Here is a 25,413-nt window from a genome sequence, read left to right on the forward strand (position 1 = left end):
TATACAGCTTTAAACTTCGAATGAATCAAAGTATGTTAATATTGCCATTTCTACTTTAGGATTGAGTTGAATAGTTTGATCAAATAGTTCTATTCTTAGTTTTTGGTACAAAACGACGGCATTTCTCAAACTTTTTAGTAGGTCTGCTTTTTGATAAGTTGGAACCGTACTAATCAAAGCTTGATAATCAAGCGTCTCTAGTTCCATTTCAACTTTTCGAACGCCTCTTGGCAAATTACCATTTTTGATATGCAATAATGGCCCTAAAACTACCATTCGTAAAAAGCCTAAAAAATCTAAAGCTTCAAGGTACTCTCCACGTCCAATTTTGAGCAAAGCATAATGTATCCAAGTCCAAAAACGGTCTTCAATCCACTGGTAGTCAGGATAAGGGAATTGAGCTTCTGAGTCCTGAATAGCTTGTTGGAGTACGTTATTTTTATCGAGTAAAATAAATGGCGTTTCTACCCGTACTTTAAACTCGTCGAGGGTTACAAATTTTAAATCCACATGCAACAAAGGATTGTCATAGAGACAAATAAGTAAGCGAGGCTCCCCAACATGTTCTCCCGTAAATCCAGATAAAAAATCTCCCAAAGATTCGGCAATAGCGAGCATATTGGGCTTGTGAGGTGCTATTTTTTCTTTGGTAACAATCACCAAATCAAGATCTGAAAATTCATCTATTTGTTGAGTTATCCACGAACCTCCTACTGCGACACCAAGAATGCGGTCATCTTTTTCGAGAATACTTTTAACGCGGTAAGCAAAATCAGTTTGTATCATGGTTTTGTTTGTAGTTTAGGGATATAAAGCAAAAATCCCAACCACGGAGCTAAAGGAGCGCTGGTGATTGGGATGTTGGAGAATTTATTGGTTTTATAATTTTTACCAAGTCCAATCTAATTGTTCGTAATATGGAATTTTCGACTCTTCACAAATATTCAAAAGTCGTTGCTTTACAGGACGTGCATTGCCTATTCCAACTTTAGGAATGATGATATGCGAGCTTGACTGGATTTTGGCATAAAAATAATCACTCGTTTCAGTCACGTTTTCAATTTGATTATATGCAATAGTGGCGGCACGCTCGCCATCACCCATAAGCATATTATCCATAAAAAACTCACATTCTATTTCTTTTCCTGAGCTATTGCCAAATGTATTTTGAACATATTTGGTTATCTCATTTTTATAATACCCACGAACCAATCGTGGTAATGCCATAATTACAACGCCACCCACCACAATAGAAATTAAGGCAACAGTCAAGTGATTTTGAGTGTACAAATAATACCCAGAAATCGCTGAAACTGCCAAATAAACACCTAAGATTTTAGAGGGTGAAAACTTAAATAATTTGTTTTCTGAAGCTACAAAAAGCTCATGCTGAAGATAATCTTCTTCTTGAAGTATAAAACGTATATTCATGGTAAATTATATTTTATTGTGTATTGATTACTTTGGTATTAGTGCAAAATTAACTTTATCAATTATTCAACATTGATAAGCCTGTTTATTAGTTTTTTTTACAGAACCGAATCTTTTCATCAGCTCCTAAGGAGCTTTTACAAAGGGAAACAAGATAATTCTCTTTTATTCAAGCTTATTTTGCTCGCTAACTAAATAATTAAAAAATTACATTCACAATTCATAACTCAGCACTCATAATTAATTGATAAGGCATCCATCTCCAAAAACTTCCCCTCGAAAGCGGATTGGGGTGACGTCGATGCCGTCTTTAATCACCACCACTTGATCCCAATTTCCTTTGGTGTACATATCAGTACTGAAATGGATGGTATCAAAAGGAAGTTTATCACCCAAAATATATTTCCTCACAAGCATCTCAGTTTTGTCAGACGACGAGGATTTATAAAACTTTCCTCGCAAAATATAAGTATTACGATCTACGGTAAAAGGTTTAGCATTTTTTACAATCTGCCCCGTATTAGTGTTAAAATCTATCTCGTTGAATTCAAAGGTTGCTAAAGAAAAAGTAGAATCATTTTTCGCCAAATCAAAATCTTCAAGTGTCCATTTAACATACTGTCCTGTGCGAATAATATTACAAGAATCTTTAACCAAATCAGTAAGACTGTAGCTCATGACTTGTTTGCCTTCATGAAAAAAACGTAATGCTGTTTTTTTAGTTATTTTTCCTCCCGAAATTAAATCATCCATCACAACCACATTTTTGCCATCATTGGTGATAAATACTGACATGGCAGCAAAGCCTTTTTCTGGAATTGAATACAACAGATTCCCTTTTGAATCAGTCATATTCCAATTATTCTTCTTTAATTTAAAGGTAAACTGTTCGTTTCTTGACCGTATAACCGTTTGATTTCTAGGCTCATCAGCCCAAGCATTTCCAATAGTAATACCGATATAAAAGAGCGTAAAAATGATATTTTTCATGCTTAATTTTGGATAATAATTGCTGTATTTTCTAAACGAATATACAAATTTGTTTGAATTTTGCTCTTTTATCAATCAAACCAACCTCAAAAAATATTCATTTTAACATCAGTTTTATCTGATTTCAAAACTAAGACATTTTAATTAATTTGTACCCCTATTAGTGAAACTATTTTTTTAGTTACATTTTTAAATACTTAGTTTGAACAAAAAAAAATCCTCCCAGGTTGTGAGAGGATTCGTAAACATAATTTCAGTTTTTCTGGGAAAATCAGTCCCAAACACCATTCCCTGTGGTAAGGATGAGCGGAGCGCCGTCGGTTACAACAATCGTATGTTCGTGTTGAGTCATATAGCCGCCTTTATTTCCTACCATCGTCCAACCGTCTGAAAGCGTTTCGGCAATAGTAGAGTGCGTAGAAATAAAAGTCTCAATCGCCACGACTGAATTTTTCTTAAATTTGTCAAAATTAAGTCGGTTTTTATAATTCAAAATCTCGTGAGGAGGCTCATGTAATCTTCTTCCAACGCCATGACCTGCCAAATTTTTGATTACTTTATAACCTCTTTTCTTCGACTCTTTTTCAATCATTTCGCCAATATCTGCAATTCTTACCCCTTCTTTGATATGCTCAATAGCTATTTTCAGAATTTCTTTGGACGCATTCACAAGTGGCTGATGATTATGGATATCCTCCCCTACCACAAATGAACAACCGTTATCAGAGTAATATCCACCAAGTTCGGCCGATACATCTATATTAATGAGCTCGCCTTCTCGCAAAATCCTTTTATTTGAAGGAATTCCGTGACAAAACTCTTTATCAATACTAATACAAGCCCAGCCAGGAAATTTGTACGTTGCATAAGGTGCCGATTTTGCACCATACGATTTTAGAATCTCTGCCCCAAAATCATCTAATTCTTTGGTTGACATACCAACTTTGGCATATTCACACATTTTTTTGAGTGTTATGGCAACCACTTCACTAATTTTCTTAATACCAACTAATTCTGATTCATTTTTGATGAGCATGTTAATTGCTTGTTGTTTTGATTTGGTAAAACTCGTCAGATAACTCAGCTTCCAAAGGAATACTTGTTATTCAAATACAAAACTACTTTAAAAATCTGAAAGTTATGGTACTATCGTGATACCAACGAATCAGAAGTGGATTTTTTGCATCAGATATGTCTTCAATACTTACATCTTTTCCTGTACCATAGTTTACCTGCCAGTGTGGATTTTTATTGACACCTATCATCAGAACCAACTTACTTCCTTTGGATAACTGCTTACAGGTCATATAGTTGTGACGAATACTGAAAGATTCGATGGTATTTGGTTTAAGTAAATTTCGTTTTGATATATCCTTGGACATACTTGCTCGTTGTACTACTTCGCTGAGTGCCAAATATTTACTATTGGGAAGTTTTTCATATAAGGTAAAAACAAGATCAACGTCTTTTTTAGAAATACTTATATTGAGATTCACATCGTAATAGCCACTCAAGATAATCGGTTCTTTGAACTCTTCTGTCTCATAAATAATTTGTTCAGGTAATGGGCTTAGTGAATCCGTCAACAATTTTGGAAACGCGCCAATTTCTTCTCCTGCTGGTCGGTAAATACTTCGATCTTTGAAATCAACCTTTTGTTGATGAAAACCAGTCTTTTCGGGTTTTGCTTTTGAAAGCTTATTTGGTAAAAGATAATAACGCTGTTCGGTATTGAACATTTGGTTCAAACTTCCCACATGTCTCCATTCATTTTTACCTATCACCTCAAAATTCACCTTGTCACCCAAAAGTTCAGGTAGGGTTTTACCCTTAAAAATCGAATCAAACCATTTAAAAATTATGCCATTAATTTTAATTTTTGCCACACTATCAATTGGCCATCCACCTAGACTGTCTCTTTTTGTTCCTTGAGCAGAGGCATGATCGTAAGGACCAATTAACAATTGATGTTGTGCGCGGGGGTTATGTTTGAGATGTTCATTATAATAATACATGGCTCCTGTTTGATCATCATCCCAATACCCAGTAATGGTCAATACTGGAATATTAATTTTGGCAAATTCAGCGCCTTGGGGAGTCATACTTTTCCAGTAATTATCATAAGTAGGGTGTTGTAACCAGCGTTGAAAGTTTGCATTAGGTTTTCCATAAAGAGAGTCTATGGAGGCAAACTTTAGCCCTTTTTTGTAGTAATCAAAAAATACTGAATCCCATTTTGAGGAATTCAGAAACTCTTCAAAATTAGTGAGCTTATGAACATCTACAAATCTAAGCCATCGGTAGGCATAACTCATAAAGACTCCGTTATGCATAGGAAAATCAATTCCTGCACCTACAGATACCTGTGGCACAATGGCTTTTAATGCTGGATGTATTTTTTTGGTACTTGCCCACTGACTAAAACCTAGGTAACTTCCGCCTGTCATTCCTACTCGACCATCGCACCATGGTTGTTTACTTAACCAATCAATGATCTCATAGGCATCTTCGGCATCATTTTCAAAGGGTTTTAATTCACTGGAACTGCATTTCTTTCCACGAGTATTGATAATCGCCAAATTATATTGATACCGTTTGGCGGCGTTAGAAATATCCAGAAGTAAATTTTTACTACTGTCGGCATAAATGTCATACCAAATAATACAGGGTTGAGGCTTAGTTTTGGCGTATACAAACATCGCACAAACCGTATTTCCATTTTTTAGTGGAATTTGTACATTGTCTTCTTGGACAAATAATGAATCTTCAGTTCTTTGTGCATTCAGTTGGAAATAGAATAAAATTCCAAACAAAAAAATTAGAAGTGTTCTCATCGTTATTGATTTAGGCTAATGGAATATTATTCTAAAATACTAAAAATCAAAAACATATAATCACCACACACTCATTGAAGTGTCCTTAAGACTTTTGTAAAACCAAGATATTCTTTTTACTTTTTCAGAAAAACTAAACGCCAAACTGTTTTAAATGATGGTCAAGATGCTTGTAAAACATATTATTCCATTCTGTCTTATTTAATTTCCCAAATGAGTGAGACTCTTTCTGGTCAAAATAGCCCTCCCCTAATTGCTGTGTTTGGGAAATAAAATTAATAAGGCGATTTTTTTCAGTCTCAAAATCCTTTTGGTCGGTGATAATGAAAGCAGGAGCCGTTTTTAAACTTTGTTTATATGGTACTTCATTTACGACAAAATTCTTCACAAATGATTTCAGAAAGAATTTAAGCAAGAAATTGGGCTTAGGATGCTTGTCTTCATAAACCAATTCATAGGTCACCGCGCAATGCGCCAGCATTTGGGCAACACTCATTTTACCCCATATTGGTTGTGAATCCTTGTGAAGGGTATTAATTCTTTGCGTAATTTCTTGAGAAACTTCCGAGGTAAAAATATTTGGTAAAGCCATGACGAGATTAGAGTAAGTTAAATGAGGATTTTTTGATAAAAATAGGAAATAGTTTACATACTATAAAGAAAACCAAATACTTATGCAACGGGTAAGTTTCTTAGCTTAACTCGTGGGAGAAAACTCCAACGAGGGCGAATTTGCAATACTAATCCTTCATACAAGTGATGTTATAACCGCTTAACCTTATTATATCTCGACCAACTATGATTTTCACTTTCATTTATCCGATTTATCTATCTTTAAAATAAAAACCAAAACACCTTTTGTATGAACTGTCCAAATTGTTACACGCCTGTTTCAATCCACAACATCAACATCCAAACCGATATGGGTAAATGTGATGCCTGCCAGCAAGTATTTAAGCTCTCCGAATCATTTCATCGCCCACCTTCACAAACAACCTATTCTTATGAAATAGATTTGACCCAAGTTCCCGAAGATATGTATTTAACCAAAGATATTGATGGGATTACTTTACGGATAAAAAACTCCATTGGCTATGGGTTAATAGTCAGTTTGCTTCCTATTTCAGTCTGGTCATTTTTCTATTTTTTGGCCTCTGAGATCATCGATTGGGAATCATTGCAGCTGATGGTTAAATCGTTCGTCTTGGGTTTTGGAATTTTATTTGGAGGATTTATGACTTGGTTATTCCTACAATCAATTTTTGGTGAACTCATTATCAATCTCACCAATAGAGGAGGAAATATTGAAAAAGGAATCAAAATATTTGGTTGGCATTCCAGCTATTTATTTGACTGGAAAGGAGTTTCGGGTATTGAGGAAGAAGTTGCCTATTACCAAAATAAAGACCAAGTTCAGCCTTTTCACAAAATAGTCATTTATGCCAATCAAAGAATCGAAATTGGTGAATCGCTAACGGAAGAAAAACGCTATTTCGTCCTTAAATTTTTGCAATATTATTTAGGGAAAGTTAAAACTACGGGTAAGTTGCAGTAGACGTTATACCTTTGTTGAAGTAGTATCCAACAAACTTTGCGTCAGCAACAAACTACCGAAATTTTGCCCACAGTACTTAGCTAGTTGCTTACACTAGACTCGTTGGAGAAATCTCCAACGAGGGCGAAATCATTTCTTTTTTCTAATCAAATTCTAAGCCCAATCTCTCTTTTTACTTTAAACTCTCCTATCAAAATTACATCATACCTATATAAATTATCAATTTGATACAATAACCATTTCACCTATCGAATTGAATTCATTCATTTCAAAAATAATTTGTAGACAATATGAAAACGCTAGAAAATAAAGTAGCTATAGTAACTGGTGGAGCATCAGGAATAGGTTTAGCAGTGGCAATAGCTTATGCGAAAGAAGGAGCAAAAGTTGTCATTTCGGACATTAACGATGAACATGGTGCTAGCGCAGTGAAGCAGATTGAAGAGCTTGGTGGCGTAGCAACTTACATTAAAGCCGATACGTCAAAAGCTGAAGAGGTAGAGGCCTTAGTCAATGGAACTGTAAGTACTTTTGGAGGTCTGGATATTATCTGTAATAATGCTGGTATTGGCGGTCAACTAGCCAACACTGGAGATTATAGCTTGGATAGTTGGAGAAAAGTATTGACTGTTAACCTTGATGGCGTGTTTTACGGCTGTAAATATGCGCTTCAATATATGGAGAAAAACGGTGGCGGTGTGATTGTCAATATGGCGTCTATCCATGGTTGGGTAGCAGCTCCAATGTCATCAGCTTACACGACTTCGAAACATGCAGTGATTGGTTTGACCAAGAATATTGGTGCAGAATATGCTCAGAAAAACATCCGTTGTAATGCGGTTTGTCCTGGGTATATCCAAACACCCTTGTTAGACCAAGCATCTGGCGACATCAAAGAGGCTTTGGCAGCGAAACATCCTATTGGAAGATTAGGTCGCCCTGAAGAGGTAGCAGAGTTAGTACTTTTCTTAAGTACTGATAAAGCTTCATTCATTACAGGAGCTGCCTACTTGGTCGATGGTGGATATACTGCTATCTAATAATGCCAAAAATAAGAGAAACCCAATGCCGATAAAGGCATTGGGTTTGCTTTAATACTCCCAATTTCTAATAATGTCGTCATGACATTATTAACCAGTTCATTCTATTTTCTACACTTTCAAAAAAACTTTATTCTTGTATAGTATTTTTAGTAAAATCACCTGAGTAAGCGTTATTGAGCAGGCTGTCAATACATTATGCCAATGCTCTGGACTGTGTAGAATGAGTCCTCCAAAAAAGAAATTGGCGGTATGTCCAAAATTCACAATTCCTTCAGATGCCATGTAAATCAAGATGGAGTTTGAGCCAATCCAAATAAAGGGTGCTGCCCATTTTTGAAAACCCCAAACGTCTATGATCAGATAGAATACCACAAAAAACCAAATAGAAAACCCTCCCACTACACACACAAAGGAGCTTGACCATAATCTTTTATTGATGGGAAATGATATATCCCAAACTAAACCAATTAATACCAAAACAAGTCCAGCAATTGCCAACACAGCAATTTTCCCGTAGGAGGAATTGTAGTATTTACTTCTTAAAAAAGTAGTTGTAAAAACGCCCAAAAGTGCCGTACCAATGGCTGGAATAGTTGATAGTAAACCTTCGGGGTCAAACACTTTGCTATGTAATCTTCCTGGCAACAACAATCTATCAATATATGATTCCAAGGAACCTTCTTTTGTAAGTACTCCAGCTCCAAAACCTGGTACTGGCACCAGTTTCATCAGCGCCCAATAAAGCACCAAAATAAACACAAACCAATACACTTGTTTTCTAGTATCTGCATTAAGGTAAATAAGTCCAGCAAAAAACCACGCCAAGCCAATTCTTCCCAATACACTTGCCATACGAGTCTGTTCGTATCCATTCCATTTAAATAAACCATTAACAACCATTCCTAGAAAAATCAGGGTAATGGTACGCTTCAACATACTCCAATATAAAGGCTTTTTAATGTTAAAGGGTAATTGATAAGCCTCTGCGACAGATGCCTCCTGAACTTTTTTTTGCATAGAAAAAGGCATAGAAGCCCCTGCAATAAACAAGAACAGCGGAAATATCATATCATAAAAAGTAATCCCGTCCCATGCGGTATGATGTAGTTGCTCTGACATCCACTCAAATGCTGGGATATGCGTAGTTTCTGCCAAAGCATGAATGATATGTTCACCACTCATAATCCAAAACATGTCAAACCCACGAAGCGCATCCAGCGAAATGAGTCTTAGATTTTTTGACTGATTGCTCATATATTAGTTTGTCGAAAAACGTTTTCTATTTTCTTATTTAATACTCATAATTCTTCATTCCAACTTAGAGTATGTCTAAAAATTTTATTTGGTATTTGTAGAAGAAACAAAATTTCCTTTCGCAACTCCTTACTTTTCTTGTCTTGACACAAGAAAAGTAACCGCGCGGCGGCCGCAAAAGAAAGTCAAGAAATCCTAATCGGAGTGGCGAACCACCTCGCCTGTGGCTCAAACAGCAGGATTTCGGAAAAACAAATACAAACTTTTTTATTTTTCATGACTTATAAAATTTAAACATGCTCTTACTTGTATGCTTCAACAAAAGCTTTTTGATACTTCTGATGAAGCTTTTGAGCCAACAAAATACTATTACCTTGCGTAGTGGTCGGAAATGATTTTTGGGTAGTGACCCATTTCCATTCCCAAGCACGAATTTGCTCATCGAATGACTTCAAATCAGGCTCCTTATTTTCCGACATAGCTTTTGTTAATTCTTGAAAGAACTGCGTCCAACGAGGTTTATAGAAATCATTCAACAAACCACTCCACTGACGATTAGAATATTCGTGCAATGGACTATTGGCATCGCCCCAAAGCGTTACCAAATCTCTGGTATTTTGCTCGTACAATGCTTTTTCTTGTGGTGTATTTCCCCAAGATCTGGCCGAACTAATCCAAGGACCAAGCATAAAATCTTTACGTGTTGCCAATAAAGCATCCATATCGGCAATCAAAGTTAAAAATGCCTCTGAGTCTTTTTTGAACTGAACAGCATTTTTATCCTTGTAAGAAATTTTCCATTTTTTCTGTAAAATCAAGGCATAATTAGCCAAAACCTGACGCGTAATGTCTACCAAATCATATTGAAAACCGTCTGCATTTACTCCTTTTTTAGATGCTTCCACAAACAAATCCCAAGCAGGCAATAAATCTTGTGGAGCGTAATTCAAGCGAGTACGAGTCCAAATTGTAGTTGAATCAAAAGTAGGACGACCTGTAACAATTGACTCAGCACCATCACGAATGTCTTTGCCATTATAAACCGTTTTTCTTAAAATTTGCCATGCATCTACTAAGCTCTTGTCCTCTGTTTTGTAACGGTTTTTGGCATATTTCACCAACCACTCGTTCAAATCCACAGGAGTCGTTTGCCAAGTATGTTGCATCATCAATTCATAAATCACAGGATTTTGCTCAATTGCCTCCATGGTTAGACCTATTCCTTGCAAATTCTTTGAATTTGGGTCATTGAGTGCCAATGCTGGTCCTGATGCAACTCCTTCCATTCGTCCAAATAGGTTGACATTTCCTCCAAAATTATTCAACATATTCCAAATCCACGGTTTCCCGTAAAAGGCATCAGTTCTTTTCCATACAGGTTCAATTTCAGTCGCTAAATCCAAAAGCAACATTTTGTCATTAGGCACAGCATTTAACAATGCCTCGATTTGGGGAGATTTCCAGAATTTTCTATCACTATAAAACAACCAACCTTGCATTACCCAAATACCTTTGGGGTCTGCCTGACGAATACCTTCATAAATTCTTGCACTCAATTTTGACAAATAGGCTGGCTCGTCTGTTGGAGGTTCATTTTCGTTGAAAGTATCAGCCGAATACAAGTGATTTGTACCAAAAAGTTTAGTCTGTTTGTCAATAAACTTTTTCCCTAGTTCTGCAAAAAGCGGATCTTCTGAATCAAGGATATAAGTATCGCCAAAGCCATTAGTCCAGTTTGTGGCTTTGAGCTTGGCGTTAGGATATTTCTTTTTAAATGCCGCTGGTACGTGTCCCGTAAAGGCAGGCAATACAGGTGTCATGCCCAAAGCTCGCTCTCTTTGAAGGATTTTGACCTGCAAATCTTTGTGTGATTTCATCCAGCTCACTGGTAAAGGACCACCCCAACCATCTAAGTTTCCCATCCAAAACCATGAGAAATAGGCAGGTCCACTGAAAAAGTCTTTTAGATCATTGTCCGAAAAGCCCATTTCATTGTATACCTCTCTCCATGTGAATTCTTCGCCTGTAATGGCCAATGGCATATTGATACCATGCATCGCCATCCAATCAATTTCTTTTTGCCATCTTTCCCAATTCCACCATGACATACTGTAGTTGAAGGTACAATAGTTGAGATAATAACGGTATTGGTAAGGCGTAGTTTTGGTGATTTTTGCTGTAAGCTGTGGTAATTTAGAAGGCAAATCAAGGTTTTCACCATTCCATGTAATTTGACAATGACAGTACTCAGTAAGGTAGTAATACAAAGCTGAAGCAACGGATACACCATTATTTCCTCGCAATATAATTTTATTGTTTTTACTTTCTATTTCGAAAAGATCTTTCGGTGCAGAAGCAGAAAGGGACTCAACCACAAATGATTGCGCTCTTTGCGGAATCACACGTCCGATGAGTGCATGCGATTCTTTTAAATTTAACTGTGCCATTGCATCTGTGCCTACAAGTAGACCCAGCAATATGCCACATATTTTGAGAGTTTGGTAAAATGTTTTCATTGAGGTATTATAATTAAGTTGATAAAACAAAGCACAAGCATTCATTTGAGCTTTATTAGGTAGGATAGATAGTAAGATTTTGATTACCTCTGACAAGAAAATGACGCTTGTCAGAGGCAAATAAAACACTAACGTATTTTGTTATACGCTATATCAAAATTTATGAGAGTGATTCCTAATTCAATAAATTTTATATGATTTGATAAAAGTTATGAGTGTGAATTTGACGTTATTTTTTCAAAACTCCACACTCATAACGCATCACTTATTAATAGCCTGGATTTTGCTTCAAGTTTGGATTCAACTGCAAGGCATTACGTGGAATTGGGAAAATTCTACGGTAAGTGTCAGTGTTGGTTTTGAAACCCCATTTGTTTTCAAATTTCCCAAAACGAATCATATCATTACGGTGCCAAGCTTCAAAGGCAAATTCTCTTACACGTTCAGCATAAAGACCTTCTAGATCAATCGTTGAAAGCGCAGGTGAAGTTGTACGTTGAGAACGTACTTGATTAACCAATGACACTGCCGTAGCACCAGACGTAGGCGCACCTCCACGCAAAATAGCCTCCGCTTTCATCATCAAAACATCCGCATAACGGAATACAGGAATATCGTTATTTTGATCACGGTTCAATGAAGTAGCATCAGGATAGAATTTGATATTGCGATACCCCATATTCCAAGCAATTTCGTCATTTCCTGCATCAAATGAAGCTACACTCTGACGCAATACGATATCTGGTGTTAGGTTTACTTGGAAAGTTTTCGATTCTGTAGGGTTGCTACCTTTGTAAAATTGATCATATCCCAAATTGTTGGTGGTTACTGTAATTGGAGTAACACCATCAGCCATAAACTGTAAACCTGTCAACCATTGTCCATTACGAATATCGTTAGCATCGTTGAAATAAGCATAATATTCTGGTAAAGTACTTGCAGAACCTGCTGGAGTATATGGCATACTAAAGCGTTTTGCCATACTTCTTGGTACTTGATAACGAGCATGAATATTTACCGAACGGAATGGGAAGCTGTTTGTCATTGTTGGATTGTATGGAATCGCAAAGATGAACTCTTTCATTTGTGGTCCATTGCTTGGGTAGAACATCTGCAAATACGATGCTCTTGGCTCAATTGAATACTTTCCAGTTGCAATCACTTTATCACAAGCCGCAATACAATCATCATAACGTTTAGTACCTGTGTACTCTTCAGCATTCAAATACATCTTTGCCAAAAGCGCATACGCAGTCCATTTATTAGGACGTCCATACTGAGATACATCGTTGGCTTCACTTAAAAATGGAATACATGATTGGATTTCTTTCTCGATAAAATCAAAAACTTGGGCACGAGGCGTGTTAGTTTTTGGTGTAAAATCTCCATAAAGGGTATCCAAAGGCACATTCCCGTAGTTATCCATCATCATGTAATAAGCAAACGCTCTTACCATTTTGATTTCTGCGATACCTGTATTTTTAGCAGTACCAGATGGCATTGTTGTTCTCAAAATATTGATCGTTTGGTTCGAAACTCCAATAATCGTCGACATCCAATACCAGTTACCATTCAGATAACCGTTGTCTTGCGTCCATGTGTGATAGTGCATGGTTTGGTTCTGACCACCATCAAACCAGTTACCACCGCGTGCAGGCATGATGCTTTCGTCGGTACTAAAAGATTGTTGCTGAAAATATTCCACACCATAATTTCCTCTCAAGGCTACATACGCAGGTCCTGAAGCAGAAATATATTGAGCTGTATTTGAAGGAAATACATCGGGCGTAAGTTCTGTCGTAACAGGAACATACAAATCGTGGCAGGAGAATAATGCTCCCGACATCAAAATGATTGCGAATATATGTAAAAATGTCTTTTTCATGATTTCAACTAAAAGAGGATTAGAATGATACATTAACACCTAACAAGAATGTACGAGTTTTTGGATAGAAGTTGTTATAATCTACCCCTGGCGCAATTCCACCTTGGTTTACCTCTGGATCAATACCTTTGTAACCTGTTATCACAAACAAATTATTCACAGAAGTGTACACTCTTAGGTTTTTAACAACTCCTGTTTTCTTGAAATTATAACCCAATGTTGCATTATCAAATCTGATAAAACTTCCATCCTCAATAAAGCGTGATGAATAGAAATAAGCATTGTAGTCTGAAGCAGATTCGTTACCTGCATCCACCAAGATATTTGAATATTGAGCAGTATTTGGTCTGAATAAATCAGCACGAGTTGCATTGAAAATTTTGTTTCCAAATACACCACGAATAAATACATTCAAATCAAAATTGCCATATTTGAAGGTGTTGTTCCAGCCCAACATCAATTTTGGCTGAGCACTTCCCAAATATTTGTAATCCTTGCCATCTACAGGTGTAGTTGTCAATTTACCGTCAGCTCCTACAAACTGAGAAACACCATCTGCATTTTTACCTGCATATTCCAAGGCAAAGAATTGACCCAATGGACGTCCTGCTTTCAAAATTTGTAACGAACGACCTGACTGACCTCCACCTTCTGGACGAGATAGCAATACTGAGTCGCCACCTGCAAATAATGGATTAGTTAAGCTTGTAATTACGTTGCTGTTATGAGCCAAGTTCAATGAACTATTCCAAGAAAATGCACCTTGTTGGATTAATCTTGCATTCAATGATAATTCTATCCCTTTGTTATTGATACTACCACCATTGGCAACAATACTACCAGTTGGCACTTTGATAGGGTCAACACTGTATGAGTAAATCATACCAGTTGTATTTTTGTTATAGAATTCAATCGAACCTGTAAGTTTACTTTTTGCTAAAGTAAAGTCAATACCAATGTTAGTTGTAGCAGTCTTTTCCCACTGTAAATCTGGGTTTGCAGCCTTAGTTGGACCAAAAGCACCTGTTACAGCTCCGTTATAATAGTATGTCCCTAAACTTCCTGAGATAAATTGAGACGTATAAGCATTAAAGCCAGAAGCATTACCTGTTACTCCATAACTTGCTCTTAGTTTCAAGTCATCAAAAATGTTTTGTCCTTGCAAAAAGTCCTCTTGACTTAATCTCCAAGCTACACCAACTGATGGGAATATCCCCCATTGATTATTTGCTCCAAATACAGAGCTACCATCTCTACGTACAGAGGCTTGTAACAAGTACTTGCTTTTGTAGTTATAATTCAAACGTGCAAAATCTGAAATCAAACGAGTTTCTTGGTAAACACCATCAGGACCAAAGCTAATTTGGTAACCAGAAATTCCGTAAGGATTACTCAACGCCAAGTTGTTATATCCAATATTATCTACAGGCAAATTACTGGTCGTTACCTGAAAACCTTCACCGATTTTGTTGCTTTGCCAAGAATACCCTACTACTGCATTAACCGAATGATCGCCAAATTCTCTATTCCATGTCAAATACGTTTCCAAAATTTTTGATGTATTTTGGTACGAACTACGGTTAGCTTGTCCATTTTTACCAAAAACTTGTTGGTAGTGGAACCCTAAACCTGGGTCTGGGTTATCATACATGTTGTTATAAGTAGATGTATAATAACTATTGTAAAAACTTCCTGATAGGCTATTTGAGTTAAGATAAGAAAGGTTCAAATTATAAGTTAGTCCAAAAGGCAATTGCAATTCCGTCTTGAAACTTCCAATCAAATTACTGTATTTAGTATCCATTTGGCTATTATTAATCATTGCCACTGGGTTATAGTAATTGTTGTTTTGTAAGTTTTCGAAATAAGTTCCATCCGCTCTTCTAATCGGCGACACAGGCAAATACAAAGTTGATTGTAACAAAACTGAGTTTCTGTAAGGAATATCCTCTGCATCACTAGTAGAATTAGTTACAGAAAAACCAAACTTCAATTTGTCTTTCAAAGCATATTGTTCTACTGACAAACGACCAATTACTCTTTCCAATGAGCTATTTAAAAGGATACCATCCTTTTTAACATAGTTTACACTTACGCTATAGTTGCTATGTTCGCCACCACCCGATACTGATAAGTTATGGTTAGTTGAAATCGCTGTGCTTTTTTGAATTGCTGATTGCCAATCTGTACTTGCGCCCAAATCATCTTTATCGGTTAGTCCAACGCCCGTTTTCTTTAAAAAACTTCTCAACTGATCTGCATTCATCATATCTAATTTACTAGACACTTTTTCTGCACTAATAAACGAGCTATAAGACACTTGCATTTGACCCGCCTTACCTTTTTTGGTCGTTACCATAATTACCCCATTGGCAGCGCGGTTACCATAAATCGCCGTAGCAGCGGCATCTTTCAACACATCAATCGAAGCAATATCGTCAGGTGCAATTGTCGAAATATCTGCTCCTGGCACTCCATCAATCACATAAAATGGCCCTTGCGAACTGTTCAAGGTCGAAGCTCCACGCATAACAACCGCAGCAGGTTTGTTTGGGTCACCACTGGCTGTAATATTCAAGCCTGGCACTTTACCTTGTAATAACTGACCAACATCAGTCATCGCACCTTTATTAAGTTCCTCAGTTTTAACAGAACTCACTGCACTCGATAAGTTTTTACGAGACTGGCTACCATAACCCACAACCGCAACTTCTGTCAACGAAGTAGCAGATTCTTGAAGGCTCAATGAAATAAAAGTTTGATTTCCTACCGCAATTTCTTTTCCATTAAAGCCAATATAAGAAAATACAAGGGTTTCATTTTTTGAAGCATTGAGTGAAAACTCACCATTGGCATCGGTAGTGGTACCACGTGTTGTTCCTTTTATCGCTACACTTACCCCAACCAAGGGCTTTCCGTCGGTTGAAGACGTAACCTTCCCTTTCACAGGTGTTGCCACCACTTCCACTGGTGCAAGAACGGGTGCTGATTTAAGTGGTTTTAATACGATGGTCTTGTCTACGATAGAATATTCTATTTTTTCATTCGCAAAACAAGATTCCAGTACTTCTTCTAGCTTAGCATTTTTTACTACTACAGTTACTTTATCAGACTTTTGCAATAAGTCTGATTTATACCAAAAAGTATAACCGCTTTGACGTTCAATTTCTTTAAAAACTTGTGTAACACTAGCATTTCGAAGATTGATATTAAATCTCTGCGAAAAACTAACGGCACTTACCTGTAAACATATCGTAAGCGATAAAATAAAGGTTAGTTTCATGACCCTGTAAAGTTTTGTGGAAAAGTGCCCACGACAGGAAGCCGAAAGGCATGGCAAATCCAGCCTAATTTGGAAAATAGGATTGCGATTCATACTTTTGTTTGGGGTTTTAAAATAAGATACTTGGAAAACTGATTTTATCAAACTCCGATTTCGAGCGAAGACGTGCCAGCGTTTTCGCTTTTTCTTTGTTTAATATCTTGTTGTGAAATAAGTGTCACAGGCACTGTTCTAGTTAAAAGGATATAAGTATTAGTGCTGAATTATGAGTTATGAATTGTGAATGTAAAATTTTAAATTTCATAACCTTACATGCTCAGTTGATCAAATCTTATTTTGCATGATTACTTAAGTTTACAAATACAGTATTTCGGTCGACTTAAAATCGTATTTGTCATGTAATCATCTATTGATGTTTAGTATTTTTTCACAGTAAATAGGAAATCAATTTTCACTAACGCAATTCCACCCTATTTGTACTCAGTAGTCAATTTCACCTATGGGGTAATAATAATCTTTTTACCTTCAATTTTAAATTCCACCTCACTCATCGAAAGTATTTTCAGGACATTCGAAAGATTGGTATTTCTAGGAAGTTTTCCTGTAAAATGCTCGTTGGGTATTTTGCCAACATACTCAATATCGACATCGTACCAGCGCTCAATTTGTCGCATAACTTGCTCGAGGCTCGCATCGTTAAATTGGAAATAACCATTTTTCCATGCTAATTCCTCCTCAATATTTACATCATTGACCGTTCTGAAAATATTGCTATTTATACCCACCTTCGATTGCTGACCAGGTTGCAACACAGCCGTCTTTTCATTATTACTCACTTTCACAGAACCTTCCAGTAGCGTGGTTTTGATAACCTTTTCATTTTGGAAAGCCATCACATTAAAATGCGTCCCCAATACTTCTACTTCTTGTCCTTGAGTAATAACCTTGAATGGCATTTTGGGATTTTTTGCCACTTCAAAGTACACTTCTCCTGTCATTTCTACTCTTCGTTCATTGCCCGTAAAAGCCGTTGGAAATCTCAGACTTGAGGCAGCATTGAGCCATACTTTCGTACCATCTGACAAAACCACCTGATATTGACCACCTTTAGGCGTTGTCAATGTATTGAACATTGGCTTGGCTACCGCAACTTGACCACCTTCATAAACGACTTTACCACTTTGGGTTTTACGAATATCTGTTTCTCCTTGCTTACCCAAACTCCCATTAGCAGAATTATCTAAAACTACTTTCGAGCCATCATCTAGTGTCAAAACAGCCTTATCTCCCCCTGGGAGCACATCGTGTTGTTCAAACGATTTTACTTCTACAATTCGGTTTTCGGTTCTTTTCAGATTAGCATTATACTGTAACCAACCAAAAAAGCCAAAGCTTATAATCAATGCCACCGAAGCAGCCATGCCATAAGTGGTTCGCCAAAAACTTGGTTCTCTGTATTCTTCTTCTATCGGATGCTCTTCTTCCTCATGATTGAAGATATTAGTCAGTATTCGCTCCGACATCTCTTCGGGCATTGAAGTATCCGAAGAAAAGTTTTTCCAAATACCCGCCAACTTCTGACCTAGTTCAGTTTCCGAACTTGCGTCTACCCACTCCATTAGCTCTTGTAATTCCTCTTCGGAACAGGAGCTTTGAAAATATTTATCTATCAAAAAGTCAATTCGTGTCGAAGGCATATCACTTCTATGGAGTTTACTCCCTTTGGATTATGGTTTTATTTAACATCCCAATGGTCAAAATTCACAACCGAAGGGCTCACGGAAGAGGTTAGCTATAAAGAAGACAATTCTCGAAAAGGATAGGACTAGTCGAATTGAAAAAAAATTAAATTATTTTTTCAATTGATACCAAAAAGCCAAAGCCATCATCAAAACAGCCTGATACTTGAGGCTTTTTTTGATAGTATTAAGCGCCTGAATGATATGATTTTTGACTGTTAAAGGAGAAATATTGAGCATTTCGGCTATCTCATCATGCTTGAGATACTGCTCACGGCTCAACTGATACACTAATTTTTGTTGAGGAGGTAATGTATCCACAATTTGTTGAAGCAAATACTGCGTTTCTTCAAATTGAATTTTATGGTCAGTGCCGTAGTCTTCCTCGGTTTGCGTTTCGAGGTATTCGACATATAGCAAGGCTTGGCGAGCTCTTGATTTAAAAGAATTGATGGCATAATTTTTTGCCATTCTAAAAAGATACGAATCAAAAGAAATGATGTTGGCTAAGTCAGATTTATCTTTCCAGAGTTTCAAAAAAATCTCCTGAACAATATCCTCTGCCACTTCGCTCGACTCTGTAATTCGGAATAAATAACCGTATAGCTTGTTTTTATAAGTATGAAAAATCAAAGAAAATGCCTCTTCACTACCATTAGAGGCACGAATTAACAGTTCTTTTTCATCATATAAAATCTTTGTAGCCATTCAATCTTTTATAATAAGGTCACTAATTTCAAATCGAATCCTTGTATAAATCTACTCAATAATTTCAAAAAAATATAAATTTTGGATAATTATTGTATCAAAGTCATCTAATAGATGAATTAAAAATATTAATAAGCGGAAACATAGTGCCGAAACGCATCAAAAAACGAATAATAAACAAAACCACTTACTAAAACAACAATAGTACTTTTCCAATAATTAATCAAAATTAAGACAGAAGTATCTATATAACAAGAAATCCCCAGCAATGTTTTTCAAGTCATTGCTAGGGATTTGTGTTACAGAAGAATGATGGTGTTTATTTCTTTTTTGCCTTCGCATCCTCCAAACTAATCGCAATTCTGAAGCTTGTCTTTTTGGCAGTATTATTTTTTACCGTAAAAGTATAGTCTTTGGTCACCGAGATGGTTGCTTGATAAGGATCAGCGTTAGGTTCTATTGATTCCTTGCCTAATTCCATCATACCTTTTTTGGTATCGTCAATAAAGCTCAAAGTCAATACTTGTCCTTTTGTAGCTTTGAACACAAAACTTTTACTAGCGTTAGCCTCAACTTTTTGTTCCCAAACCAAGGAGTTAGAACCTTCTTTAGCAAAATCGATACGTTTGGGAGTTTGTGCTAAAGAGGCGTTTACTGCAACTACAAAAGTAAACAATACAAGAGCGGTAAGTTTGAAAATGTTGTTTTTCATGTGAGATATGTTAAAGTGTTTACAAGAAGAAAAACCTCTTAGAATGTCAAATTACAAGATTTTCTAAAAGTAAACCAAAACACTTCAGAAAAACAGTGATGACAATTTGATGACAAAAAACAACAGGAAAATTCGGCGTTTAATCGGCATTACTAGCGATTATATGTAGGATTAAATCCTCAGAAATCCAGTGCAGACTTGGAAGTCAGCACTAGCAAAATAATTCCGCACTAACTATTTTGACATATTTAATCCATAGGACTATAAATAAGATTATTAGGATTTAGATACATACAGTTATTTCTAAAATCAATGATTGTAGTGAAGCGTTTCAAAATTAAATTACCAATATTTCCCAATCGATCTGGTGTTTCTGGGTCTTTTTGTGGGACACTCAATTGTATATTGTAAAGTTCAAAATCAGCAATCTTTAGTCTTCTTAATAATAGAACATCTGTTACAATATTGATACCTGTAGTTCCAATTGAACCAGATTCTCCAAGTTTTTTTAGCCTACCTGACAAATTGTTAGTGGTAAAATATTCCTTTGAAATACTTAATGTGCCATCAGACCCCGAATCGAAATCAAACCATTCTTCATATTCTGTTCCATTCACAATCATTTTGCATTTTATATAGGGTATGCCATCAATTAATCTAAAATCAACCTTTCTGTAATCTTCTGAAATAGGTGGCAATGAGTCATAAACAATCATTTTTTTAGACTCGTAGTTGATTTTTAAGACTTTATTCTGAAAGGCCACCCAACCCAACACAGCGTCAATGGGAGATTCGCCAAAATCTATGGATAAAAGAGGAACATTTTCCCAAGTGAGCCCATTAATATGAAGCGTATTTTTGGAGCTTGTAGGTACTCTTTCCGTACCATCTGTTCCAACATTTAGGACCGAACCATCTATTTTAACTTTTACTTTTTTGTTGATTAAAGGCGAAGATAATACTACTCCAGAGGCTCCCGTATCAAATAAAAAGGAAAGCGTATCAGAATGATTAATGCTACCTTTCAAATAGATTCGACTATCCTCACCGATAATAAACGGAATGGTGTCTTGTTTATGAGTCGTAGTTTTGGTGTATTTATAATCTGGATAGCTGATAAACTGATCGCTGTTAGTATTAATTTGTGTCCAGATAGTGTCTTTGGCTTGTTGAATAATCAGAAAATCATACTTTCTATTTTTTTCAACCGTAAAACTAATGGAATCAATATCTGAGATGTAGGTAATTTTTTGTGTTTTTAAGAATGGTTTTGGCACATAAATGTCAGGTTTGGCATTAGCAATTGGATGCTGTTCGTGAATTTCCTCTTTTCCTTCCCTAATCCTAATCGTTTTGCCATTTGACTTTAGAATAGGTAGTTGTTTTTGTGCGATTGCAATGTTACAAAGGAATACTGATAGGATAACATATACTGTTTTCATATTTGAGAAGTTTGATTTGGTACAAATTAACGAATCATGCAACTTCCAAAATAGAATGAAATTAGCCTAACTAAAAATTTCTAAATGATTTGGGATTGAGTCCTGTTAGATATTTGAATGTTCTTGTAAAATGGCTTTGATCGGAGAATCCACAATAAAGTGCAATCTCTGTCAACGATTGTCTGGAAGATTTTAGTAAATCTAAACTACGGATGACTCTTATTCTTCTTACGTACTCGCCAATGGTGCAGCCGATATACTTTGGAAAATGCTTTGATATTGTCACAGGGTGTACACCTAGCAAAACCGATAACTCCTCAAGACTGTGATTATGGTTCCAGTTGTCATTCAAAAACTCTTTAAGTTTTGTACACCATAATATCTGTCGGTAATCTTTAACATCCGCTTCGGCAACAAAATCCAATAATAGCGAATGTAACGCCGTTGGAGTCAAGCCATCGTTGAAATTGAGCTCAGAATTTAGTTTGAGTATAAACAGCTTACTTCTTACATTTTTTAAAACCGCTTTTTCTAATAATTCTTCAGAAATATCATGTTTTTGCAAAAAATCGGAATCAATTTCAAGATTCAGATTTTTAGTTTCTGAAGTAAATGGAATGGTTTGATGCAACTCTCCTGAATGATAAAATAAAACATCTTTGGTAGTTCTGACAGCGGTTTGATTGCTTTTACGCTCTAAATGTGCTCCGTGGATAATAAAACTTAGATGTGGGTTAGCATGATAATGATAGGACTTATCATAATTGCCCGAATACGCGGTTTTACTGGTTATGATTCCATCAAATTCGACCAAATTTAAAATGTTTCCAGAATATTCACCTTTGTTTAGAGTACTCATATTTTATTTTAAATGTAGTTTTAGTAATCTTAAAGTCTTTGTATTGTAGCAAAACGAATATTAGCCTACACTGATATCATTTACATTTAATCTGCTCTCAGTTGAACATCAATATCGAGTTTACCAAGAAAATGCCTCAGAAGAGTTAAATCATCCCCAACTTCGCTCTTCTTGATAATATGAAAAAGATATGGGGAAGGATAAATGAGAATCCATTTTTTTGTTTCTATAACCTTATGAATTAAATTCCATTGAACCTCGGATTTAAAACCGTCGCCTTCTGCTACGAAACTTTCAGGTAAGAAGTAATAGGTATTGAGCTTGCCGAGTTTAGGATTTGAAAAAAATAATCTTCTTGAGTTCCACCAAATTGAAATCGGAAAACCTAGGAGCATTAAAAGAGGAACAACAACATCCTGAAAGGTAAAATTACTAAAATCACCCATAACCATATCAATCACAACAATAATAGTCGAAATAGCTCCAATAGCCATTATACCAATAGCGATCGAAAACTTTGCTGATACATAATATTGACAAAACAAGAAGTCTTTAAATGAAAGCTGGGTTTTAATTTTCATAGTCCAGTTAAACTTGGTTATTATTTTTTATTTTGTATTTCAATCCACTCCTATTTTAATAGATCCTAATAAGTAAACGGATAAGGCTTTAGGATGAATATACCTATAATAGCCATTCGGAATTAAGGTTTGATGGGTTTAATTTGGATTAGGTAGTATAGAATCCTTAGAAAATGCTCGTACTGGCTTGGAAGCCAGCACGAGCAGGAAAGGCTTTTCTCTAATAATAACCTCCAAAAAATGTCAAAATATCTAAAAATAACAAATGATGTCGTCGACCTTAGAGTGCCATTCTCAATTGATTTGATGTATATAGAAATTGATAATCATGGGAAGGTATTACGAGAAATTGGATTTGACTCTTTGGGTAATATAATACATAAGTATCCAAGTAATACTCATCATTATGGTAATCATGGAATATTCGACCTAAATATTTTCGATATTGAAAGTTTTGAAAACGGCATCGACAAAGAAGATTTTGAAATATTCTGGGATAAGGAGAACCATTCTACAGTTTATAATAGACTTTACCCTCAAATTGTAAACTCACATCAATTGAAAGATATTATGAAGCAAATTTTAATAAAAGAGCTTTGTTCTATAAACGATATTGATCTTGGTGCTTTGACTTGTATAAGCGATGACAAAAAATTTTCGTTAACCATAAACAACGCCGATGACGCTGAAATAATTCTTTGTATTATCGTTTGGGATAACGGAGATGCTGAAATAAATACCTCATTTGGTTTTATAGAATACTTTTTCTTCCGTGAGGATGAGAGTTATGTAGCATTTAGGAAATATTTGACTACTCAGGTATTGCCTGTCTTTGAGAATTACTGAACCCCATAACATTCAATCTGTAAAAATATACCATCAGGTGAAGAATCCTTAGAAAATGTGAGTACTGGCTAGGAAGCCAGCACTAGCGAAACTTTGGCGTGTTTTGGCGTGAAATGTCATATTTATTTCCTTTTAAATGCAAAATTCTACATTTATCTTTACTTGAAATATATTCTTGTAACTACATCAAGGATAAAACTAAACTTATATGAAAATCAAAGCACTCTACCCCATTCGACTATTTTTGTTAATAGTTCTTGTATTCTTAATCAATCCAAAAGCTATCTCACAAAATATTATTGAACCGAGTTGGGAAATAAGTCCAGAAATGGGAGTAATAACTTCTTATTTTGGAAAAACTAATAGATTATTTTCGAATAAGACATTAATAAGACCAATTTTTGGGGTAGCTATTGTTAGAAATATTCATAAAAATTATAAAATTAAACTACAAACTGACTTTGTAAGGATTGGTGAAATAGATAAATACTATAACCCATTTGTGGCGGGTATACAATACCAAGATGATTTTATTCTCCCCTACATTCAGTCCGATTTATCTTTCAATTCAAAACTCAATTTAAAAAGAATAAAATTTAGCAGTCTGTCTTTCGGAGTAGGTGTATTTTTAGGCAAAATACTTACACCTTATATAACAACGAAGATTATAGGAACTGATACTTGTACATGTAACAATGGAACTATAATAAACTATAGTTCTTTTAATTGGGGAATTTTAGCGGCGGCAGATTTGAATTTACAATCCTACCTAAAATTGCCAATCTCTTTGAACGTGAAATACAACTTAGGTATTTCTGATTTAAGAGATAGCAATATTTCCCCACTTACAGGTATAGCATCTCCAATAAGAGTAACAACCAATTCATTATCAATTCAATTAAATTATTGGTTTTCCCTAAATAAAAAGAAACACGGCAACAATACACTTATTCTCCCCGAAAATTAGCTTGTTTCATTATTTAGCACTTTCCGTATTATACTATTTGTTTGGAGGCTGACAATTCAAAGCTGAAAGTCAGGATAGAATCCTTAGTAAATGTGAGTGTTGGCTTGGAAGCCAGTACTAGCAGGTAATTTTTCCAGCAATTTCAGGCTTCGTTAATAATGCCGAAGCTACCTCTGTGAGTCCAGCACCACAAAGCACATAAAGAGGCTGTTTGGTATCGGAACGCAAAGCTTCGTTGATAATCAGGTCTACACCAGCACTTTTTACAGGCGTATTATCGTCTGTCATACCTGTATTTGAGCCAGCCACTACAGGCACTTTTCCTTCCAAATTCATGATTTGAAGAAGTTCTGTAGCTTTTTTTGCAGCGTTTTCCGCCCGTGTGGTAGAAGGATCAAATCCATCTTTAACACTCAAATGCGAACTAATAATCCCAAGAATATCAACAGAGGGAGATAATAATAAGTGCGCCATTTGGAACAATCCATCGGGGTCACCACTAAAATCATTATCGACAATGACACGCATACGAGGTTTGATTTCGGAAGGTTGTGCCAAAAGAAAACCTTGACAAAGAGTTGTGCACAAAAGCAAAATTGTAAATATGATTTTTTCATCGATTAAAAAGGTTTTACTCGCAAGTTAAATTTATTGAATTAAAGTAAATGATTCTAAGGATACTCTACCCAGCTTTTTTAGGATCTGATAATGAGTGACTTGTAATTTTATCCACCTAAGCAATTTAATTAGGGTATGTTCCATTGCCAA

At 35.9% G+C, this 25,413-nt stretch carries 21 protein-coding genes; 4 read left to right on the forward strand and 17 right to left on the reverse strand.

Features of this window, described 5'->3' with window-relative positions; genetic code table 11:
- Positions 1-9 precede the first annotated feature (9 nt).
- The 6 genes from GVN22_RS17130 to GVN22_RS17155 form a co-directional block, all read right to left on the reverse strand.
- Complete coding sequence (locus tag GVN22_RS17130; protein ID WP_166552233.1) at positions 10-786, reverse strand: aminoglycoside 6-adenylyltransferase; 777 nt, start codon at positions 784-786, stop codon at positions 10-12.
- 102 nt (positions 787-888) lie between these two features.
- Positions 889-1,431: a YcxB family protein gene (locus GVN22_RS17135; RefSeq protein WP_166552234.1), complete on the reverse strand. Its 543-nt coding sequence runs from the start codon at positions 1,429-1,431 to the stop codon at positions 889-891.
- Between the two features lie 240 nt (positions 1,432-1,671).
- A complete protein-coding gene (locus GVN22_RS17140; RefSeq protein ID WP_166552235.1) occupies positions 1,672-2,421 on the reverse strand; it encodes a hypothetical protein in 750 nt (249 codons plus the stop codon).
- 271 nt (positions 2,422-2,692) lie between these two features.
- Positions 2,693-3,457 (reverse strand): type I methionyl aminopeptidase, encoded by a 765-nt coding sequence (map, locus tag GVN22_RS17145; RefSeq protein WP_166552236.1) that lies wholly within the window; start codon positions 3,455-3,457, stop codon positions 2,693-2,695.
- An 82-nt stretch (positions 3,458-3,539) separates the two neighbouring features.
- Positions 3,540-5,255 carry a CocE/NonD family hydrolase gene (locus GVN22_RS17150; RefSeq protein WP_166552237.1) on the reverse strand — a complete coding sequence of 572 codons (1,716 nt, stop codon included), beginning with the start codon at positions 5,253-5,255 and terminating at the stop codon, positions 3,540-3,542.
- Between the two features lie 133 nt (positions 5,256-5,388).
- Complete coding sequence (locus GVN22_RS17155; protein ID WP_166552238.1) at positions 5,389-5,847, reverse strand: DUF1569 domain-containing protein; 459 nt, start codon at positions 5,845-5,847, stop codon at positions 5,389-5,391.
- Between the two features lie 270 nt (positions 5,848-6,117).
- Here GVN22_RS17155 and GVN22_RS17160 point away from each other — a divergent pair, with 270 nt between their 5' ends.
- Together GVN22_RS17160 and GVN22_RS17165 are read left to right on the forward strand one after the other, a co-directional pair.
- On the forward strand, positions 6,118-6,810 hold the full coding sequence (locus GVN22_RS17160; RefSeq protein ID WP_166552239.1) for a hypothetical protein: 693 nt from the start codon (positions 6,118-6,120) through the stop codon (positions 6,808-6,810).
- Between the two features lie 290 nt (positions 6,811-7,100).
- Positions 7,101-7,850, forward strand: coding sequence for an SDR family NAD(P)-dependent oxidoreductase (locus GVN22_RS17165; protein WP_166552240.1), 750 nt, complete (start codon positions 7,101-7,103; stop codon positions 7,848-7,850).
- Positions 7,851-7,961: 111 nt separating this feature from the next.
- Here the strand turns inward: GVN22_RS17165 and GVN22_RS17170 are convergent, their stop codons facing one another.
- The 10 genes from GVN22_RS17170 to GVN22_RS17215 all read right to left on the reverse strand — a co-directional run bounded on the left by GVN22_RS17170 (position 7,962) and on the right by GVN22_RS17215 (position 22,832).
- A complete protein-coding gene (locus GVN22_RS17170; RefSeq protein ID WP_166552241.1) occupies positions 7,962-9,107 on the reverse strand; it encodes an acyltransferase family protein in 1,146 nt (381 codons plus the stop codon).
- A 302-nt stretch (positions 9,108-9,409) separates the two neighbouring features.
- Positions 9,410-11,623: an alpha-N-acetylglucosaminidase gene (locus GVN22_RS17175; protein WP_166552242.1), complete on the reverse strand. Its 2,214-nt coding sequence runs from the start codon at positions 11,621-11,623 to the stop codon at positions 9,410-9,412.
- 268 nt (positions 11,624-11,891) lie between these two features.
- Positions 11,892-13,508 (reverse strand): RagB/SusD family nutrient uptake outer membrane protein, encoded by a 1,617-nt coding sequence (locus GVN22_RS17180; RefSeq protein ID WP_166552243.1) that lies wholly within the window; start codon positions 13,506-13,508, stop codon positions 11,892-11,894.
- Positions 13,509-13,527: 19 nt separating this feature from the next.
- A complete protein-coding gene (locus GVN22_RS17185) occupies positions 13,528-16,791 on the reverse strand; it encodes a TonB-dependent receptor (RefSeq protein WP_166552244.1) in 3,264 nt (1,087 codons plus the stop codon).
- Positions 16,792-17,288: 497 nt separating this feature from the next.
- Positions 17,289-18,488 (reverse strand): FecR family protein, encoded by a 1,200-nt coding sequence (locus tag GVN22_RS17190; RefSeq protein WP_166552245.1) that lies wholly within the window; start codon positions 18,486-18,488, stop codon positions 17,289-17,291.
- A 153-nt stretch (positions 18,489-18,641) separates the two neighbouring features.
- Positions 18,642-19,238: an RNA polymerase sigma factor gene (locus GVN22_RS17195; RefSeq protein ID WP_166552246.1), complete on the reverse strand. Its 597-nt coding sequence runs from the start codon at positions 19,236-19,238 to the stop codon at positions 18,642-18,644.
- 319 nt (positions 19,239-19,557) lie between these two features.
- Positions 19,558-19,950 carry a hypothetical protein gene (locus GVN22_RS17200; RefSeq protein ID WP_166552247.1) on the reverse strand — a complete coding sequence of 131 codons (393 nt, stop codon included), beginning with the start codon at positions 19,948-19,950 and terminating at the stop codon, positions 19,558-19,560.
- Between the two features lie 248 nt (positions 19,951-20,198).
- The gene (locus tag GVN22_RS17205) at positions 20,199-21,392 is read right to left on the reverse strand and encodes a retropepsin-like aspartic protease (protein ID WP_166552248.1); all 1,194 of its coding nucleotides are present in this window, start codon (positions 21,390-21,392) and stop codon (positions 20,199-20,201) included.
- A gap of 70 nt (positions 21,393-21,462) precedes the next feature.
- The gene (locus GVN22_RS17210) at positions 21,463-22,251 is read right to left on the reverse strand and encodes a helix-turn-helix transcriptional regulator (protein ID WP_166552249.1); all 789 of its coding nucleotides are present in this window, start codon (positions 22,249-22,251) and stop codon (positions 21,463-21,465) included.
- 86 nt (positions 22,252-22,337) lie between these two features.
- Entirely contained in the window at positions 22,338-22,832 is a 495-nt protein-coding gene (locus tag GVN22_RS17215; RefSeq protein WP_166552250.1) for a YcxB family protein, read from the reverse strand.
- A 240-nt stretch (positions 22,833-23,072) separates the two neighbouring features.
- Between GVN22_RS17215 and GVN22_RS17220 the strand changes: the two genes are divergently transcribed.
- Complete coding sequence (locus GVN22_RS17220; RefSeq protein WP_166552251.1) at positions 23,073-23,678, forward strand: hypothetical protein; 606 nt, start codon at positions 23,073-23,075, stop codon at positions 23,676-23,678.
- A 208-nt stretch (positions 23,679-23,886) separates the two neighbouring features.
- A complete protein-coding gene (locus GVN22_RS17225; RefSeq protein WP_166552252.1) occupies positions 23,887-24,645 on the forward strand; it encodes a hypothetical protein in 759 nt (252 codons plus the stop codon).
- 117 nt (positions 24,646-24,762) lie between these two features.
- On the opposite strand, the gene GVN22_RS17230 is transcribed toward GVN22_RS17225, so the two are convergent.
- Positions 24,763-25,233 (reverse strand): nucleoside hydrolase, encoded by a 471-nt coding sequence (locus tag GVN22_RS17230; protein ID WP_240915687.1) that lies wholly within the window; start codon positions 25,231-25,233, stop codon positions 24,763-24,765.
- Positions 25,234-25,413 lie beyond the last annotated feature (180 nt).

The sequence above is a fragment of the Cellulophaga sp. BC115SP genome (assembly GCF_009905545.1).
Classification (GTDB): Bacteria; Bacteroidota; Bacteroidia; order Cytophagales; family Spirosomataceae; genus Flectobacillus; species Flectobacillus rivi.

What these genes read in the sequence shown, in the direction of transcription:
- GVN22_RS17215 (WP_166552250.1), bottom strand. Translation starts at nt 22,832, where the DNA reads ATGAAAATTAAAACCCAGCTTTCATTTAAAGACTTCTTGTTTTGTCAA.
- GVN22_RS17225 (WP_166552252.1), top strand. Translation starts at nt 23,887, where the DNA reads ATGAAAATCAAAGCACTCTACCCCATTCGACTATTTTTGTTAATAGTT.
- map (WP_166552236.1), bottom strand. Translation starts at nt 3,457, where the DNA reads ATGCTCATCAAAAATGAATCAGAATTAGTTGGTATTAAGAAAATTAGT.
- GVN22_RS17175 (WP_166552242.1), bottom strand. Translation starts at nt 11,623, where the DNA reads ATGAAAACATTTTACCAAACTCTCAAAATATGTGGCATATTGCTGGGT.
- GVN22_RS17130 (WP_166552233.1), bottom strand. Translation starts at nt 786, where the DNA reads ATGATACAAACTGATTTTGCTTACCGCGTTAAAAGTATTCTCGAAAAA.
- GVN22_RS17140 (WP_166552235.1), bottom strand. Translation starts at nt 2,421, where the DNA reads ATGAAAAATATCATTTTTACGCTCTTTTATATCGGTATTACTATTGGA.
- GVN22_RS17195 (WP_166552246.1), bottom strand. Translation starts at nt 19,238, where the DNA reads ATGGCTACAAAGATTTTATATGATGAAAAAGAACTGTTAATTCGTGCC.
- GVN22_RS17205 (WP_166552248.1), bottom strand. Translation starts at nt 21,392, where the DNA reads ATGAAAACAGTATATGTTATCCTATCAGTATTCCTTTGTAACATTGCA.
- GVN22_RS17190 (WP_166552245.1), bottom strand. Translation starts at nt 18,488, where the DNA reads ATGCCTTCGACACGAATTGACTTTTTGATAGATAAATATTTTCAAAGC.
- GVN22_RS17200 (WP_166552247.1), bottom strand. Translation starts at nt 19,950, where the DNA reads ATGAAAAACAACATTTTCAAACTTACCGCTCTTGTATTGTTTACTTTT.
- GVN22_RS17150 (WP_166552237.1), bottom strand. Translation starts at nt 5,255, where the DNA reads ATGAGAACACTTCTAATTTTTTTGTTTGGAATTTTATTCTATTTCCAA.
- GVN22_RS17220 (WP_166552251.1), top strand. Translation starts at nt 23,073, where the DNA reads ATGTCAAAATATCTAAAAATAACAAATGATGTCGTCGACCTTAGAGTG.
- GVN22_RS17155 (WP_166552238.1), bottom strand. Translation starts at nt 5,847, where the DNA reads ATGGCTTTACCAAATATTTTTACCTCGGAAGTTTCTCAAGAAATTACG.
- GVN22_RS17185 (WP_166552244.1), bottom strand. Translation starts at nt 16,791, where the DNA reads ATGAAACTAACCTTTATTTTATCGCTTACGATATGTTTACAGGTAAGT.
- GVN22_RS17160 (WP_166552239.1), top strand. Translation starts at nt 6,118, where the DNA reads ATGAACTGTCCAAATTGTTACACGCCTGTTTCAATCCACAACATCAAC.
- GVN22_RS17170 (WP_166552241.1), bottom strand. Translation starts at nt 9,107, where the DNA reads ATGAGCAATCAGTCAAAAAATCTAAGACTCATTTCGCTGGATGCGCTT.
- GVN22_RS17135 (WP_166552234.1), bottom strand. Translation starts at nt 1,431, where the DNA reads ATGAATATACGTTTTATACTTCAAGAAGAAGATTATCTTCAGCATGAG.
- GVN22_RS17210 (WP_166552249.1), bottom strand. Translation starts at nt 22,251, where the DNA reads ATGAGTACTCTAAACAAAGGTGAATATTCTGGAAACATTTTAAATTTG.
- GVN22_RS17165 (WP_166552240.1), top strand. Translation starts at nt 7,101, where the DNA reads ATGAAAACGCTAGAAAATAAAGTAGCTATAGTAACTGGTGGAGCATCA.
- GVN22_RS17180 (WP_166552243.1), bottom strand. Translation starts at nt 13,508, where the DNA reads ATGAAAAAGACATTTTTACATATATTCGCAATCATTTTGATGTCGGGA.